This is a genomic window from Nocardioides sp. SRI_004 (assembly GCF_057586415.1).
This window is the reverse complement of record NZ_JBYCZV010000006.1, coordinates 176,054-192,033: the sequence shown is the minus strand read 5'-3', so window position 1 is coordinate 192,033 and position 15,980 is coordinate 176,054. Positions and strand designations below refer to the sequence as shown.

Sequence of the window (15,980 nt, the reverse complement as noted above, 5' to 3'; positions counted from 1 at the left end):
CGGGAGGACGCACCCGACCCCCCACGAAGGGCTTCCCATGAAGATCGGCTACTTCCTCTCGTGCGAGGAGCACACCCCCGACCAGCTCGTCGGACAGGCGGTCGCCGCCGAGGAGGCCGGCTTCGCCGGCCTGTGGATCAGCGACCACATCAACCCGTGGAACTCCGAGCAGGGGCAGAGCCCGATGGTGTGGCCGGTGATCGGTGCCGTCGCGCAGGCCACGAGCCTGCCGGTGATGACCGCCGTGACCTGTCCCATCGGCCGCACCGGTCCGCTCGTCGTCGCCCACGCTGCGGCGACCTGTGCCGTCATGAACCCGGGCTTCCGCCTCGGCGTGGGCACGGGCGAGGCGCTCAACGAGCACCTCACCGGTGAGGTCTGGCCGTCCTTCGACGTCCGCATCGAGATGCTGCGCGAGGCCGTCGCCCTGATCCGGGAGCTGTGCACCGGGAAGACGGTCGACCACCGCGGGACCTACTTCACCGTCGACGACGCCCAGCTCTGGACCGTGCCCGAGGAGCCCCTCCCGATCTGGATGTCGGCCTTCGGGGAGAAGGCGACGCGGGTCGCCGCCGCCATCGCCGACGGCTTCGTGAGCACCAGCCCCGACCGCGAGCTGCGCAGCCTGTTCGGCGACCTCTCCGGCGGGAAGCCGGCGGCCGCCGGCCTCAAGGTCGCGTGGGCGCCGACCGCGGAGGAGGGCGTCGAGCACGCGCACCGCCTGTGGGCCAACGCCGGCCTCCCGGGCGAGCTGGCGCAGGTGCTGCCCTCGCCCCGTCACTTCGAGCAGGCCTCGCAGCTGGTGACGAAGGAGAGCACCGCTCAGGGCGTCGTCGCCGGGCGCGACGTCGAGGAGCACGTGCAGGCCGTGCAGGAGTACGCCGACGCGGGCTTCGACGAGCTCTACGTGAGCAACATCGGACCGCACTGGCGGGAGATGATCGCCTTCTACGGCGAGCAGGTGCTGCCGCGCCTGGCGTAGCGCACCGGGCAGTCATCTGCACAACAGATGACTAGCGCCAAAAGGATTCGTTTGCCAGAGGACTGGGACCGTCACGACCATGGTGGTGCGCCTCACAACCTTTGGAGAATGAACCATGTCTGACCAGTCCGTCGTCGAGAAGCACACCATCGGCTACGTCCCACCGGAGGACCGCCACGGCAAGGTGCGCGACCTCTTCACCCTGTGGTTCGGGACGAATATCGCTCCCCTGCCCGTCGTCACCGGCGCCGCCGGTGTCACCGTCTTCGGGCTCGACCTCTTCTGGTGCCTCGTCGCCATCGTGGTCGGCCACCTCGTCGGCGGCGTCTTCATGGCCCTGCACTCGGCCCAGGGGCCGCAGATGGGCATCCCGCAGATGATCCAGAGCCGCGGCCAGTTCGGCTCGTACGGCGCCCTGATCGTCGTCGTGATCGCCGCGGTCATGTACCTCGCGTTCTTCGCGTCCAACATCGTGCTCGCCGGCCAGTCGCTGCACGGGATCGCCGACCCGATCCCGGTCGAGGCCGGCATCGTCCTCGGCGCGCTCGGCTCCGGCCTGATCGCCGTGATCGGCTACAAGGTCATCCACGCGCTCAACAAGGTCGCCACCTGGGTCCTCGGCATCGGCATCGTGCTCGGCACGGCCGCGATCTTCGTCGCCGGCGTGCCCGCGGGCTTCTGGACGCAGGGCGGCTACAGCACGGCCGGCTTCCTCGCGACCGTCTCGCTCGGTGCGCTCTGGCAGATCGCCTTCGCGCCGTACGTCTCCGACTACTCGCGCTACCTGCCCGCCGACGTCGGCGTGCGGGCGACCTTCAACGCCACCTACCTGGGCTGCACCCTCGGCTCCATCCTGCCCTTCGCGTTCGGCGCGATCGTCGCCCTGGCCATGAAGCCCGGCGTCGAGGTCATGACCGGCGTGCGCGACACCACCGGCGCCTTCGGCACCCCGCTGCTCGTGCTCTTCCTGCTGTCCGTGATCAGCCACAACGCGCTCAACCTCTACGGCACGGTGCTCTCGATCATCACCTGCGTGCAGACCTTCGTCGCCCGCTGGATCCCGACGGCGCGCACCCGCCTGGTGCTGTCGCTGGTCGTGATGGCCGCGTCGACCTACTTCGCCATCGGCGTCTCCGGCGACTTCATCGGGCACTTCGTCGACATCGTGCTCGCCCTGCTCGTCGTGCTGGTGCCGTGGACCGCGATCAACCTGATCGACTTCTACCTGATCCACCGCGGCAACTACGACATGGACTCGATCTTCGCGGCGGACGGCGGGATCTACGGCCGCTTCAACGGCCAGGCGATCCTCGCCTACGTCATCGGCATCCTGGTCCAGATCCCGTTCATGGCCACGCCGCTCTACACCGGCCCGATCGCCGACCGGCTGGACGGCGCCGACCTGAGCTGGATCATCGGCCTGGTCGCCACCGCGCCGGTCTACTACCTGCTGGCACGCGGGCGCAGGCTCGCCCCCAGCGAGCTGCACCCGGTGGCCACGCCGGCCTGACCACCCACGGTCCCGAACGACGGGCCGGTCGCTCCCCGGAGCGGCCGGCCCGTCGTCGTACCGGCCTTGTCCTGAACCGATGCAGGGCATCGGCAACCGCGATGCATGGATCCCTTGCGGAGGGTGACCTGCGCCACCATTGTTTGCTTTGCGCAGCAAAGAATGGCTCTTGGCTGCTTCCCTCAGCGAGGACAGGACACATCCGATGGACTCAGTCGACGTGGTCAGCCCGAAGCTCTTCGAGATCGAGCAGCAGACCATCGCACCCATTCCCGCCTCGGAGCGCCACGGCCGCCCGCGCGAGCTCGCCGCCATCTGGTTCGGGATGAACATGACTCCCCTGACCGTGGTGACGGGTGCGCTGGCCACCACCCTGTTCGGGCTGTCCCTGTGGTGGGCGCTGGTCGCCATCGTGGTCGGCAACGTGATCGGCGGCATCGGGATGGCGCTGCACGCCGCGCAGGGCCCGACCATGGGCGTACCCCAGATGATCCAGGCCCGCGGCCAGTTCGGGGTGCGCGGATCGGCGCTGATCGTCGTCGTCGCGATGGTGATGTTCGTCGGCTTCTTCGCCTCCAACCTCGTCGTGGCGGGCGACGCGCTGGTCGCCGTCGACGACGGGACCGACCCGACCCTCGTCACCTGGGTGGCCACCTTCGCCAGCCTCGTGACGGCCCTGTGCGGCTACCGGCTGGTCCGCTTCGTCACCGGCATCAGCGCCTACATCGTCGGCGTCCCGCTGGTGCTGTGCCTCCTGGTGCTGGTCGCCCGGCACCCCGACACGATCACCTGGGGTGCGGGCGGGTTCAGCACCGCGGGCTTCTTCTCGATGACGGCCGTCGGGGCGGTCTGGCAGCTCGCCTACGCGCCGTACGTCTCCGACTACTCGCGCTACATGCCCGCGGAGTCCGGCGGCAAGGGCGCGTTCTGGGGCACCTACCTGGGCTGCGTGAGCAGCACCGCGCTGCTGTTCACCACCGGCGCGATCCTGGGCCTGTCCGCCGGCGGCGACAACGTGATGGTCGCCTTCGTCGACCTGTTCGGAGGGTTCGGGAAGGTCGTCCTGGTCGCCTTCGCCGTCGCCGCGATCACCGGCAACTCCGTCAACGCCTACTGCAGCATGCTGTGCGCGCTGACGCTGGCCGAGAACACCCGCCCCGGCTGGATCCCCGGCGTGCGCGCCCGGATGGTCACCACCGTCGTGCTGCACGTCGTCGGTGCCGCCATCGCGATCGGCGCCTCCGCCGACTTCCTGGCCAACTACTACAACTTCGTCTCGGTGCTGCTCTACGTACTGATCCCCTGGTCGGCGATCAACCTCGTCGACTACTACCTCGTGCACCACGGCAGCTACGAGGTCGACGACTTCTACCGGGCCGACGGTGGCCGGTACGGACGGTGGAACCTGCCCGCGCTGGGGGTCTATGTCATCGCGATCCTGGCGCAGCTGCCGTTCATGGTCACCACGATGTACACGGGTCCGTTCGCCGAGGGGCTCGGCTACACCGACATCGCCTGGGTGGTCGGGCTCGTCGTCGCCGGCGGCCTCTACTACCCGTTCGCCCGACGTGCGGCCGGGGCCGCCACCGCGAGCGCCGTACGGTCCGGAGCCGCCCGATGAGCGCCGCGTCGTCCGCGACCGTCTTCGTCGGTGGGCGCGTGCTCACCATGGACGCCACCCCCTGCGCCGAGGCGGTCGCGGTCCGCGACGGCAGGATCGTCGCCGTGGGGACGGCCGCTGAGGCGACCGCCGCGGCAGGCGCCGGCGCCACCGTGGTCGACCTCGCCGGCGGCACCCTGCTCCCCGGCTTCCAGGACGCCCACGTCCACCCGCTCGAGGGCGGCATGTCGCTGGAGCGCTGCGACCTGACCGCGGTGCACGCCCTGCCCGACTACCTCGCCGCCGTCCGGGCGTGGGCCGACGCCCACCCGACGGCAGCGTGGGTCGTCGGGGGCGGCTGGTACCGCGACGCCTTCCCGGGCAACCGCCCGCACCGACGCGACCTCGACCGCGTGGTCGCCGACCGGCCGGCGTACCTCAACGGCCACGACGGGCACACCGCCTGGGTCAACTCCGCCGCGCTGCGTGCCGCGGGCATCGACCGGGACACGGTGGACCCGCCCAACGGCGTGATCGAGCGCGATGCCGACGGCGAGCCCACCGGCGTGCTGGTCGAGGACGCCGCGGCGATGGTGTCGGCCCTGCTGCCCCGCACCTCGCCCGCCGAGCTTCGCCAGGCGATGCTGACCGCCCAGGCCTACCTGCACTCGCTCGGCATCACCGCCTGGCAGGACGCCATCGTCGGGGACTACCTCGGCATGCCCGACCCCTTCGAGACCTACCGGGCGCTGGAGGCCGAGGGCCTGCTGACCGCCCGCGTCCGTGGTGCCCTCTGGTGGGAGCTGGACCGGGGCACGGAGCAGGTGCCCGAGCTGGTCGAGCGACGCCGCCTGACCGCCGGCGGCCGCTTCCACGCGGGGACGGTCAAGATCATGCAGGACGGCATCTGCGAGAACTGCACCGGCGCGATGCTGGCCCCCTATCTCGACCACGCCGGCGCACCGACGGGTGGGACCGGCCTGTCCTTCATCCCGCCCGACGAGCTCGCGGAGATCACGACCCGCCTCGACGCCCTCGGCTTCCAGGTGCACTTCCACGGGGTCGGCGACCGCGCCGTGCGTGAGTGCCTCGACGCGGTCGCCGCGGCCCGCGCCGCCAACGGTCCCAACGACCTCCGCCACCAGATCGCCCACCTCGACGTGGTGGACCCGCAGGACGTCCCGCGCTTCGCGGACCTGGGCGTGACGGCGAACCTCCAGCCCCTGTGGGCCCGGCGGGACCTGGAGATCGAGGAGACCAAGCTGCCGTTGCTCGGGCCGGAGCGAGAGCCGCACCACTTCCCGTTCGGCGCCCTGGCGGATGCGAAGGCCGACATCGCGATGGGCAGCGACTGGCCGGTCACCAGCCCCGATCCCCTCTGGGGGCTGCACACCGCGATCCATCGGACCGCGCCCGTCGGCGACCCCCACGGCAACGAGCGCGCCCGGACCGAGGCCCTCGTCGCCGAGCAACGGCTCGCCGCGGACGTCGCCCTGCGCGGCTACACGCGCGGCTCGGCGCGGGCCAACCACCTCGACGCCGAGACCGGGCGAATCGCGCCGGGAGCGCTCGCCGACCTGGTCGTCGTCGACGGCGACCTGACGGACCCGTCGGCGTTCGAGACGGCGCGGGTGCGGTCGACGTGGGTCGACGGGGTCGCGGTGTACGACGCCGACCGCGCCTAGGTGCGGGACCGGGTCAGCGGGCGCCGGCCCGGCGGGCCCGGCCCGCCGAGCGGACGAAGGCCTGGGCGCGCGCGGTGAGCCGCACGCCCTTCATCGACGACAGCACGATCTCCAGGGGCTCCACGGGATCGGTGATCTCCAGGATGACGACCTCCGCGCCGTCGTACGTCGTGCGGCTCGCCGGGCGCTGGTTGAGCACCGACCAGCCCTGGCCGTTGGCGACCATCGCGCGGACGGTCTCGAAGCCGGCGGTGCGGTGCCTGATCTCCGGCCGGAAGCCGGCGGATTCGACGATCCGCTCGAGGTACTGGCCGCTGTGCGGCAGGTCGAGCAGGACCATCGGCTCCCCCTCGAGCTCGGCGAGCGCGACCTTCTTGCGACGGGCCAGCGCGTGGTCCTTGCCGACGAGGACGTAGGGCGCCGCGACGCCGACCCGGACGTGGTCGATGTCGTCGTCGAGGTCGTAGCCGTACATCAGCGCGAGCTCGCAGCGGCCCGAGCGCAGGGCGTGCTTGAGCGCGGCGTGCTCGTCCTCGACCACGGACACGCGGATGCCGGGGTGGTCGGCCTCGCAGGCGGCGAGCAGCCGCGGCAGCTCGAACGGCCCGAGGGTGGTGAAGCAGCCGACCGTGAGCTCGCCGACGAGGGCCTGGCCCGCCGAGCGCGCGACCTCCACCAGCTCGCTCGTGTGCACGAGATAGCTGCGCAGCTCGCGGTGGAACTCCTCACCGGCGGCCGTCAGGGTCAGGCCGCGGGCGTGGTGGCGCAGCAGCAGCTGGACGCCGAGCTCCTTCTCCAGCTGTGCGACCGCCGTCGAGACGGCGGACTGCGACACCATGAGCTGCTTCGAGGCAGCGGTCATGCTCCCCAGCTCCGCGGCGGCGGCGAAGTACCGCAGCTGCGTGAGGGTGAAGGCGGGGTCAGCCATGCATCCGCCTCCTTCCGTCGTCGCGAGCGGCGTCAGACGGTCGTGGTCGCAAGGCGCGGGCGCGATGGCGGTCTGGTTGCACCATCGAGCGTCCGCAACGCCGCGAGCGCGGCCGTATGGCGCCGCGCAGCAGGCGGAAGGAGGCGGATGCAGGCTGAGGCATGACTGCCATCCTGCCGGAACTCAGCTCTCGCCGGCGCCGGACGCGTCGAGGTTCGCGAGCGCCTCGGGCCGCAGCAGTGCGTCGAGCACGGCCGGGTCGAGGCCGCCGGTGGCGAGCGCGAGGTCGCGGACGGCGCCGGCGCCGCTGAGCGCGGCCTTGGCGATCTCCGCGGAGCGGGCGTAGCCGAGCAGCGGGGTGAGTGCGGTGGCGAGGCCGGCGTTGGCGGCCGCCGACGCGGCCAGCTTGGCCGGGTCGACCGTGATGCCGTCGACGCACAGCTCGCGCAGCGAGTCGAAGGCGGCGGCGGTCCAGGTGAAGCCCTGGAGCAGGCCGTGGCCCATGACCGGCTCGAACGCGTTGAGCTGCAGCTGGCCGGCCTCGGCCGCCATCGTGACGGTGAGGTCGTTGCCGATCACCCAGAACGCGACCTGGTTGACCATCTCGGGGATGACCGGGTTGACCTTGCCGGGCATGATGCTCGACCCGGCCTGGCGGGCCGGGAGCTGCAGCTCGGCGAGACCGGCCTGCGGGCCGGAGCCCAGCAGCCGCAGGTCGTTGCAGATCTTCGACGCCTTGACGACGATCCGCTTCAGCACGCTGGAGACCTGGACGAAGGCACCGGTGTCGCTGGTGGCCTCGACGAGGTCGCCGGCGCCCACGACGGGCAGGCCGGTGATGTCGGCGAGGTGCTGCACGGCGCGCCGCCGGTAGTCGGGGTGGGCGGTGATGCCGGTGCCGATCGCCGTCGCGCCGAGGTTGATCTCGCAGAGCAGCGCGCGCGAGTCGGCCAGCCGCGCGAGCTCCTCGCGCAGCGTCGTCGCGAACGCGCCGAGCTCCTGGCCGACCGTCATCGGGACCGCGTCCTGCAGCTGCGTGCGCCCGATCTTCGGGATGGCGCGGAACTCGGTCGCCTTGCGCGCGAAGGAGTCGGCCAGCGCCTCGGTCGCCACCGCGAGCCCGTCGATCGCGGCCACGAGCGCGAGCCGTACGGCGGTCGGGTAGACGTCGTTCGTCGACTGGCAGCGGTTCACGTGGTCGAGCGGGTGGACCTCGTCGTAGCTGCCGAACGGCAGGCCGAGGATCTCCAGGGCCCGGTTGGCGACGACCTCGTTGGCGTTCATGTTGGTCGACGTGCCGGCGCCGCCCTGGATGACGTCGACGACGAACTGGTCGTCGAGCGCCCCATCGCGGACCTCCTGCGCGGCGGCCGCGATGGCGTCGTACCGACGGTCGTCGAGGAGGCCGAGCTCGTGGTTGGCGCGGGCGGCGGCGAGCTTCACCGCGCCGAGGGCGGCGACGAGCTGGCGGTGCGCTCCGACGGGCGTGCCGCTGATCGGGAAGTTCCGCACGGCGCGGGCGGTGTGCACGCCCCAGTACGCGGTCGCGGGCACCTCGAAGGGGCCGAGCGAGTCCTGCTCGGTGCGAGTCAGCGGAGCGTCGGCGTTGGTCAGCGGAGCGTCGAGTGCGGTCATCGTGCGGTCGCCTCCCCGGCGACGTCGAGCGCGGTCCAGGCCAGCGCGGTGGCGGCGTCGAGGATCGCCTTCTCGGCGTCCCCGCCGACACAGTGCGCGGCGAACTCGGGCTGGTGGTTGAGGGCGGTCCCCGAGTTGATGCCGACGTAGGGGTGGATCGCGTTCACGACCTGGGACACGTTGCCCATGTCGGTCGACGCGCGGTTCATCCGGCGGGCGGGCGAGTGGTCGTCGAAGACGCGGCCCAGCTCCTCCGCGTTGCGCCGGTACGACGCCAGCGCGGGCGCGAACGTGCGGAACTCGGCGTACGGCTTGCTCTCGGGCTCGACCGTGAGCGTCGCGCCGGTCGCGAGGGCACCGGCCTCGAAGCAGCGCCAGACCTTCTCCTCGGTCTCGGCGAGCTGGGCGAGGCTCTCGGCACGGACGTACCAGCGGCCCTCGGTCAGGGCGGGGATCGCGTTGGGCGCCTCTCCCCCGTTGGTCATCACGCCGTGCACCCGCACGGTCGGCGGCAGCTGCTGGCGGAGCAGGCCGATTGCGACCTGGGCGATGGTGAACGCGTCGGCGGCGTTGACGCCCTGCTCGGGGTAGGCCGCCGCGTGGGCCGCCTTGCCGCGGAACTCGACGTGCGAGTGCGACACGGCGAAGGGCTCGGCCTCCGCCACGTCGACGGGTGCGGGGTGCGCCATCATCGCGAGGTCGAGCCCGGCGAAGGCACCGCGCTCGAGGAGCTCGATCTTGCCGCCGCCACCCTCCTCGGCGGGGGTGCCGTAGACCTCGATCGTCAACCCCGCGGCATCGGCCAGCGGGGCCAGCGCGCGGGCGGCGCCGACCGTGATGGCGGAGATCAGGTTGTGGCCGCAGGCGTGGCCCAGGCCCGGCAGGGCGTCGTACTCGGCGCAGAGACCGAGGCGGAAGGGGCCGCTGCCGAAGGTCGCCAGGAAGGCGGTGTCCAGCCCGAGGTAGGCCGGGGTGACGGTGAACCCGGCCTCCTCGAGGGACTCCGCGACCCAGCGTGAGGAGTTGTGCTCCTGCCAGCCGGTCTCGGGGTTCGCGTGCAGCTGCTCGGAGAGGCGGATCAGCCGCTCCGCGTCGCCGGTGACGGTGGTCGCGGCGCGCTGCCTCATGGTGGTCGAGGCGGTGGTCGAGGCGGTGGTCGAGGTGGTGGTCACCTGGGTCACTCGTCCCCGGGCACGCCGTACGACGGCGCGGAGGTGGGGTCGATGCCGCGGGTGACGTAGTCGTCACGCTGCGGCAGCCAGACCTTCACGAGGTCGCGCAGATCCTCGATGGGCCGGTCGCTCCAGTCGACCCGCAGGTCGGTGACGCGCCACGCGACGTCGCGGACGACGGACAGCCCGGCCGAGCGGACCGGCCCCGCCTCGCCGCCCGCGGCCAGTCCGGCCTCGAGCGCGGCCAGCAGCCGCTCCTCGAGCTCGCCGGTCGCGGTCGTGAACGCCGCGGCGACGGCGTCCACGACCGCCGTACCGGCCAGCAGGTTGCCGGCCGCCACCACGTCGGGCGCAACGACGTGGTGGTGGACCCCGAGCGAGCCGCTGCCGCTGAACGCGGCGCCCGCTCCGTCGAGGCCGAGCACCGTCAGCTGACGGTGCTCGATGTGCTCGCGGTCCTGGGTGACCGCCGCGAGGGCGGCCCGGGCGTCGAGCCCGCTGGCGAGGGCGTCGAGGAGCTCGGTGCCCAGGCGCGGGTCGGTGATGTTCTGCGAGGAGGCGCCCCCGACCCCGGGACGCAGGTGGATGCACCGCGCGGCGACCGCCGGGCTGGACGAGGTCACGGCGATGCCGACGGCGCCCTTGCCGTCGGTGCCGAGGACGGAGAAGGTCACTTGGTCCCCTCGGGGATGACGGCGATCGCGTCGACCTCGACGAGCCACTCCGGGCGGGCCAGGGCGGAGATCACCAGGCCGGTGGAGATCGGGTGGACGCCCTTCGTCCAGCGACCGATCGTCCGGTAGACGACCTCGCGGTAGCGCGGGTCGACGATGTAGATGGTGAGCTTGACCAGGTGCTCCATCTCGGCGCCGGCCTCCTCGAGCAGCATCTTGATGTTCGCCATCGCCTGCTCGGTCTGCGCCTCGACGTCGCCGATGCCGACGGACTCGCTGGTGTCGAGGTCCTGGCCGATCTGGCCGCGCACGTAGACGGTGTTGCCCGCGCGGACGGCCTGGCACAGGTCGTTGTCGAGGTTCTGCTCCGGGTAGGTCACGCTGGTGTTGAACGGGCGGATGCGGGTGTGTCCGCCGACGACGATGCTCTTGTTGGTCTCCACGGGGTCCAGTCCACTCCTCCCGGAGCCATGTGTCCAACAGATGTTTCCGACGACCTCCATCATCAGATTCGATGCAACTCCGGCGTCGGCGCTGCATCTGTTCAGCCGATGCTCAAGGCCAACAACATCTGTTGGACACAGGGAAGGCGGCGGCTCAGGATTTCGGCATGACCAACGAACAGATCGAGGTCCTCGTCGTCGGCGCCGGCCAGGCCGGTGTGGCGATGAGCGAGCACCTGAGTGACAACGGCGTACCGCACCTCGTGCTCGAGCGCGACCGGATCGCCGAGCGCTGGCGCACCATGCGCTGGGACTCCCTCGTCGCCAACGGTCCCGCCTGGCACGACCGCTTCCCCGGCATGGAGTTCCAGGACGTCGCCGGCGACGAGTTCGCGACCAAGGACCAGGTCGCCGGCTACTTCGAGGCCTACGCCGAGAAGATCAACGCCCCGATCCGGACCGGCGTCGAGGTCACCTCCGTCACCCGGCACGAGGGCCGCCCCGGCTTCCGCGTGGAGACCTCCGACGGCGTCATCGACGCCCGGTACGTCGTCGCCGCCACCGGGCCGTTCCAGCGCCCCGTGATCCCGCCGATCGTCCCGGAGTCCGCCGACGTCGTCCAGATCCACTCCAGCGACTACCGCAACCCGGCGCAGCTGCCCGAGGGCAACGTCCTCGTCGTCGGCGCCGGCTCCTCCGGCGTGCAGATCGCCGACGAGCTGCAGCGCTCGGGCCGGCAGGTCCACCTCTCCGTGGGCCCGCACGACCGTCCGCCGCGCAGCTACCGCGGCCGCGACTTCTGCTGGTGGCTCGGCGTCCTCAACCTCTGGGACCTCGAGACCCCGCCGGCCGGCGCCGAGCACGTGACCATCGCGGTCAGCGGCGCCCGCGGCGGCCACACCGTCGACTTCCGCGCCCTCGCCGGGATCGGCATCCAGCTCGTCGGCCTGACCGATGCGTACGACGACGGCGTGCTCACCTTCCGCGACGACCTCGCCGCCAACATCACCGCCGGCGACGCCAACTACCTCGCGCTGCTCCAGGCCGCCGACGCCTACGTCGAGCGCAACGGCCTCGACCTCCCCGAGGAGCCGCAGGCCCACATCCTCGGCCCGGACCCCGAGGCCGCGCTGGACCCGCTGCTCGCCGTGGACCTCGCCGAGGCCGGCATCACCTCGATCGTGTGGGCCACCGGCTTCGCGCTCGACTACGGCTGGCTGCAGGTCGACGCCTTCGACGAGACCGGCAGGCCCGCCCACCGGCGCGGCGTCTCCTCGGAGCCCGGCGTGTACTTCCTCGGCCTGCCCTGGCTCTCCCGCCGCGGCTCGAGCTTCATCTGGGGCGTGTGGCACGACGCGAAGCACATCGCCGGCCACATCGCCACGCAGCGCAGCTATCTCACCTACGACAGCTGACACCGCGGCGGCCGGCAGGCCGTCGTACACACAGGCCGAAGGCCCGGGCTCCGGAGGAGTCCGGGCCTTTGCGTTGACTCGCCACCTCGGTGGGTCGAGTTGCCGGTTTGCTGGGTTGACTTGCCACTTCAGCGGCTTGAGTTGCCACTTGTCTCGGCAACGGGCGCAAGACCTGGCAAGTCAACGCGCCAAACCGGCAAGTCAACGCGCCAAACCGGCAAGTCGCCGAAACGCACCGCACCCCGGCCTCCGTGAGGAGACCGGGGTGCGGCTCTGTGCCCCAGCTGGCACGGTTGCGCCTCACGCCAGCTGGGTGACCTCTCGCCGGAAGGGTACGACGTCGTTGGACGGCAGCTGCGCGTCGAACTCCTCCGCGGCGCGACGACCGGACCAGACGGCGGCGGCGATGGTGCCGGGGGCCCAGGCGTCGCCGATGCCGCGGACCGAGAGCAGCTCACCGGCGTCGCGACGCCCGACGAGCTCGAGGTAGAGCTCCTCCTTGGGCAGGCGGGCGGTGACCATGACGACGGCGTCGCAGTCGAGCTCGCGCTCGGCGCCGGCGTACACGTCGCGGACCGTCACCCCGCCGACTCCCACCGAGACGACCGCGTGGTCGGTCACCCGGGTGACGCCGTTCTCGATGAGGCGGCGCTGGATGCGGTTGACCTCGAAGGTGTTGTTGGTCCACGCCGAGACCTGCGAGCCCGGGGTGACGATCGAGACCTCGTGGCCCTGCTGGGCGAGCAGCTCGGCGATGACGCCGCCCAGGTAGTAGTGGTCGTCGTCGTACACGACGACCTTCCGCCCGGACGGCAGCCGCCCGGCGAAGATGTCGTCGGGGCCGAGCACCTGTGCGCCCTCGGCGATCGGGAGCGGCGTGGTGTGGAAGCGGGCGACGCCGTCGGTGCGCCACGTGGAGCCGGTGGCGACCAGCACGTGCTGGAAGCCGAACTCCGCGATGTCGTCGGCGCTCATCGGGCTCTCGCGGTAGATCTCCACGTTGGGGAGCTCGGCGAGGGCGGCCTCGCGGTACTCCTTGACCCGGCCCCAGGCGGACAGGCCCGGCAGGGCCGACTCCTGGCCGACGCGGCCGCCGAGCTCGCGGCGGGCCTCGACCAGCGCGACGTCGTACCCGCGGACGCCGAGGGCACGCGCGGCCTCGAGACCGGCGGGGCCGGCGCCGACGACGAGCACCTGGCTGTCGCTCTCCTTCGCGCGGATCCGCTCGGGGTGCCAGCCGCGGCGCCACTCCTCCCCCATGCTCGGGTTCTGGGTGCAGCGGATCGGCGACATCGTCAGGTCGCCGGAGACGCAGATGTTGCAGCCGATGCACTCGCGGATCAGGTTGAGCCGGCCGTCGCGGATCTTGTTCGGCAGGAACGGGTCGGCGATCGACGGGCGCGCGGCACCGATCAGGTCGAGGATGCCGGCCTTGACCTGGCGCACCATCGCGTCCGGCGAGGTGAAGCGCCCGACGCCGACGACCGGCTTGGTCGTCAGCTTCTTCAGGCCTGCGACGAACTCCTCCTGGCGCCCCTCGGGAGCGAACCGCGAGGTGACCGAGTCGCCCTCCCAGCTGCCCATCGCGAAGTCCCACAGGTCGGGGAGCTCGCCGAGCTCACGCAGCACGCCCTCGATGTCCTCGCGGGTGATGCCGCCGTCGATCTCCTCCTCGACCGTGATCCGGCAGGCCACGGCGGCGCGGCCGGCGCACTCCTCGAGGGTGTCCTCGATGAGCTCCTTGAGCAGCCGCATGCGGTTCTCGAGGGAGCCGCCGTACTCGTCGGTGCGGTTGTTGTAGCGCCGCGAGAGGAAGTGGTGCGGGGCGCCGTAGCCGTGGGCGCCGTACACGTAGACGATGTCGTAGCCCGCCTCCAGCGACCGGCGTACGGCGTTGCGGTGCCAGCGCCGCAGGTCGGCGATGTCCTGCGTGGTCATCGCACGGGCCTGGACGGGCGCGATCGTGTCGGGGGCGACGGGCAGGTGCTGCGGCCCGAGCGGGGTCTCGCGGCTGAGCTGGTTCGGCGCGTTCATGCCGTTGTGCGCCAGCTCGATGCCGGCCAGTCCCCCGCCCTCGTGGATCGCGTCGGCGATCCGCTTCAGGGCAGGCAGGTCCTGGTCGTCCCAGATCCGCAGCTCGATGAAGGGCGCGATGTCAGAGGTCGCGTGGATCTCGACCTGCTCGGTGCAGACGACCGACCAGCCGCCCTCGGCCTTGATCCTGCGCATCGAGGCCTGCGCGCTGGGGTCGCGGTAGCCCATGCCGTTGCAGTGGGGCACCTGGTAGAAGCGGTTCTTCGCGGTGACCGGCCCGATCTGGACCGGCTCGAAGAGGATGTCGTAGGGCGAGGTCATCGGACGGGTTCCTTGATGCGGTCGTCGGGGCTGTCGGGGTTGCTGTCGGGGTTGCTGTCGGGGTTGCTGTCGGGGTTGCTGTCGGGGTTGCTGCTGGGGGTGCCGCCGGCGCGGACCGGGCGGCCGCACACGTAGCCGATGGCGCCGAGGGCGCCGATCACGGCGAGGGTGCCGAGGGTGAAGGCCTCGAAGGTCCCCTGGGACACGCCCCAGTAGTCCTCGAACGAGTAGTCGAGGCCGAAGACCCACTCGAGGGTGCCGGGGAAGACGGCGACCCAGGAGCCGAGGACGATCCAGGCGAACGCGATCCAGCCGAGCAGCGCGAACCCGCGGTCGGACAGCGGCACCCGGAAGGGCCGCTCCACGTCGGGGTACATCGTGCGCAACCGGATCGCCGCCGGGATGACGAAGAGGTAGGCGAGCAGGAACGTGGAGATCGAGATCGTCAGCACCACGCCGAAGATCGCGCCGCCCGTGCCGGAGACCTGCATCGCCACGAGCATGAACACCGTCGCCGTGACGCCGGACAGCATGTTGACGCGCACCGGGGTGCCGAGGCCGGGGTGGAAGCGGCCGAAGAAGCCGCCGAAGAACGACCCGTCGGCGGCGGTCATCGCCTGCATGCGGTCGGAGATGATCATCCACGCCGAGCCCTGGCTCATCAGCACGTAGACGACCACGATCGCGGTGACCTTGAGCAGCGGGTCCGCCGCGTCGCCGTACACGGAGAACACGGTCTTCACCGCGTCGAGGAAGCCGCCGATGCCGGTGATCTCGTCCTGGGGCACCACGATCAGGATCGCGAGGATCGGCACCAGGTAGCAGAAGGCCGCCGTGGCGCAGGACCGCAGGATCGAGACGGGTACGTCGCGGGCGGGGTTCTCCATCTCGCCGGCCGCGCTGTTGCCGGACTCGAAGCCGAGGTAGGCGAACAGGAGCAGCGGGACCGAGCCGAAGAGCCCGAGCAGGGTCGGGCTGAAGTCGCCCAGGCCCAGTCCGCCGACGCCGTGCTGGGCGGCATAGATCACCGTGGTCAGCACGAAGAAGACGAGCACCGCGATCTTGAGGACCGCGCCGCTGGTCGGCAGCCACTTGCCCTTCTGGAGGCTGACGACGGCGGCGAGCACGGTGATCCAGATGAACACGAGCTTGAAGGCGTAGTCGGCGAACGAGCCGGGCGTCATCGGCGTGATGTAGGTGCTGACGGTCTCGGCCGCGAGGAAGGACATCGAGCCGCCGACCCACACGGGCTGGGTGACCCAGTTGAGCAGGGACGCGACCGCGGCGGCCGGGCGCCCGAAGGCGTCACGGACCCAGGTGTAGGCGCCGCCCTCCTCGCTGAAGGCAGCACCGGTCTCGGCGAAGATCAGCCCGTAGGGCACCAGGAAGAACACGGCGAGGACGAGGGCCCAGGTGAACGCCTCGGCGCCGTACGTGGAGACCTGGCCGAGCGTCTCGAGGCCGACGACGGCCGCGATGAGCAGGAAGATGATGTCGAAGCGGCCGAGGGTGCGATGCAGGAGGGCCTGCTGCTCGGCGGCGAGCTCCGTGGGACGGACGGTGTCGGACATGGGTGCTCCC

General features: G+C 71.5%; 12 protein-coding genes. 5 read left to right on the top strand and 7 right to left on the bottom strand.

Annotation, left to right across the window (positions count from 1 at the left end; genetic code table 11):
• Positions 1 to 37: 37 nt before the first annotated feature.
• The 4 genes from AC2YHB_RS10420 (at position 38) to AC2YHB_RS10405 (ending at position 5,777) form a co-directional block, all read left to right on the top strand.
• On the top strand, positions 38 to 982 hold the full coding sequence (locus tag AC2YHB_RS10420) for a TIGR03557 family F420-dependent LLM class oxidoreductase (protein ID WP_487353839.1): 945 nt from the start codon (positions 38 to 40) through the stop codon (positions 980 to 982).
• Positions 983 to 1,097: 115 nt separating this feature from the next.
• On the top strand, positions 1,098 to 2,492 hold the full coding sequence (locus tag AC2YHB_RS10415) for a purine-cytosine permease family protein (RefSeq protein WP_036544739.1): 1,395 nt from the start codon (positions 1,098 to 1,100) through the stop codon (positions 2,490 to 2,492).
• Between the two features lie 205 nt (positions 2,493 to 2,697).
• Complete coding sequence (locus AC2YHB_RS10410) at positions 2,698 to 4,113, top strand: purine-cytosine permease family protein (RefSeq protein ID WP_179647301.1); 1,416 nt, start codon at positions 2,698 to 2,700, stop codon at positions 4,111 to 4,113.
• A complete protein-coding gene (locus AC2YHB_RS10405) occupies positions 4,110 to 5,777 on the top strand; it encodes an amidohydrolase (protein ID WP_179647302.1) in 1,668 nt (555 codons plus the stop codon). The genes AC2YHB_RS10410 and AC2YHB_RS10405 overlap by 4 nt, the downstream gene beginning before the upstream one ends.
• Positions 5,778 to 5,790: 13 nt before the next feature.
• On the opposite strand, the gene AC2YHB_RS10400 is transcribed toward AC2YHB_RS10405, so the two are convergent.
• The 5 genes from AC2YHB_RS10400 to AC2YHB_RS10380 all read right to left on the bottom strand — a co-directional run bounded on the left by AC2YHB_RS10400 (position 5,791) and on the right by AC2YHB_RS10380 (position 10,629).
• Positions 5,791 to 6,705 (bottom strand): LysR family transcriptional regulator, encoded by a 915-nt coding sequence (locus AC2YHB_RS10400; RefSeq protein ID WP_036544732.1) that lies wholly within the window; start codon positions 6,703 to 6,705, stop codon positions 5,791 to 5,793.
• 183 nt (positions 6,706 to 6,888) lie between these two features.
• A complete protein-coding gene (locus AC2YHB_RS10395) occupies positions 6,889 to 8,340 on the bottom strand; it encodes an aspartate ammonia-lyase (protein WP_179647303.1) in 1,452 nt (483 codons plus the stop codon).
• On the bottom strand, positions 8,337 to 9,512 hold the full coding sequence (locus tag AC2YHB_RS10390; RefSeq protein WP_308645430.1) for a M20 family metallopeptidase: 1,176 nt from the start codon (positions 9,510 to 9,512) through the stop codon (positions 8,337 to 8,339). The genes AC2YHB_RS10395 and AC2YHB_RS10390 overlap by 4 nt, the downstream gene beginning before the upstream one ends.
• A gap of 5 nt (positions 9,513 to 9,517) precedes the next feature.
• Complete coding sequence (locus tag AC2YHB_RS10385; RefSeq protein ID WP_036544730.1) at positions 9,518 to 10,186, bottom strand: DUF1028 domain-containing protein; 669 nt, start codon at positions 10,184 to 10,186, stop codon at positions 9,518 to 9,520.
• Positions 10,183 to 10,629, bottom strand: a complete 447-nt coding sequence (locus AC2YHB_RS10380) for a RidA family protein (RefSeq protein WP_179647304.1) — start codon at positions 10,627 to 10,629, stop codon at positions 10,183 to 10,185. The genes AC2YHB_RS10385 and AC2YHB_RS10380 overlap by 4 nt, the downstream gene beginning before the upstream one ends.
• Positions 10,630 to 10,796: 167 nt before the next feature.
• Here AC2YHB_RS10380 and AC2YHB_RS10375 point away from each other — a divergent pair, with 167 nt between their 5' ends.
• Positions 10,797 to 12,044: a flavin-containing monooxygenase gene (locus AC2YHB_RS10375; protein ID WP_036544728.1), complete on the top strand. Its 1,248-nt coding sequence runs from the start codon at positions 10,797 to 10,799 to the stop codon at positions 12,042 to 12,044.
• A 300-nt stretch (positions 12,045 to 12,344) separates the two neighbouring features.
• Here the strand turns inward: AC2YHB_RS10375 and AC2YHB_RS10370 are convergent, their stop codons facing one another.
• Entirely contained in the window at positions 12,345 to 14,399 is a 2,055-nt protein-coding gene (locus AC2YHB_RS10370; RefSeq protein WP_179647305.1) for an oxidoreductase, read from the bottom strand.
• Positions 14,396 to 15,970, bottom strand: coding sequence for an APC family permease (locus AC2YHB_RS10365; protein WP_179647306.1), 1,575 nt, complete (start codon positions 15,968 to 15,970; stop codon positions 14,396 to 14,398). Before AC2YHB_RS10365 ends, AC2YHB_RS10370 begins: the two co-directional genes overlap by 4 nt.
• Positions 15,971 to 15,980 lie beyond the last annotated feature (10 nt).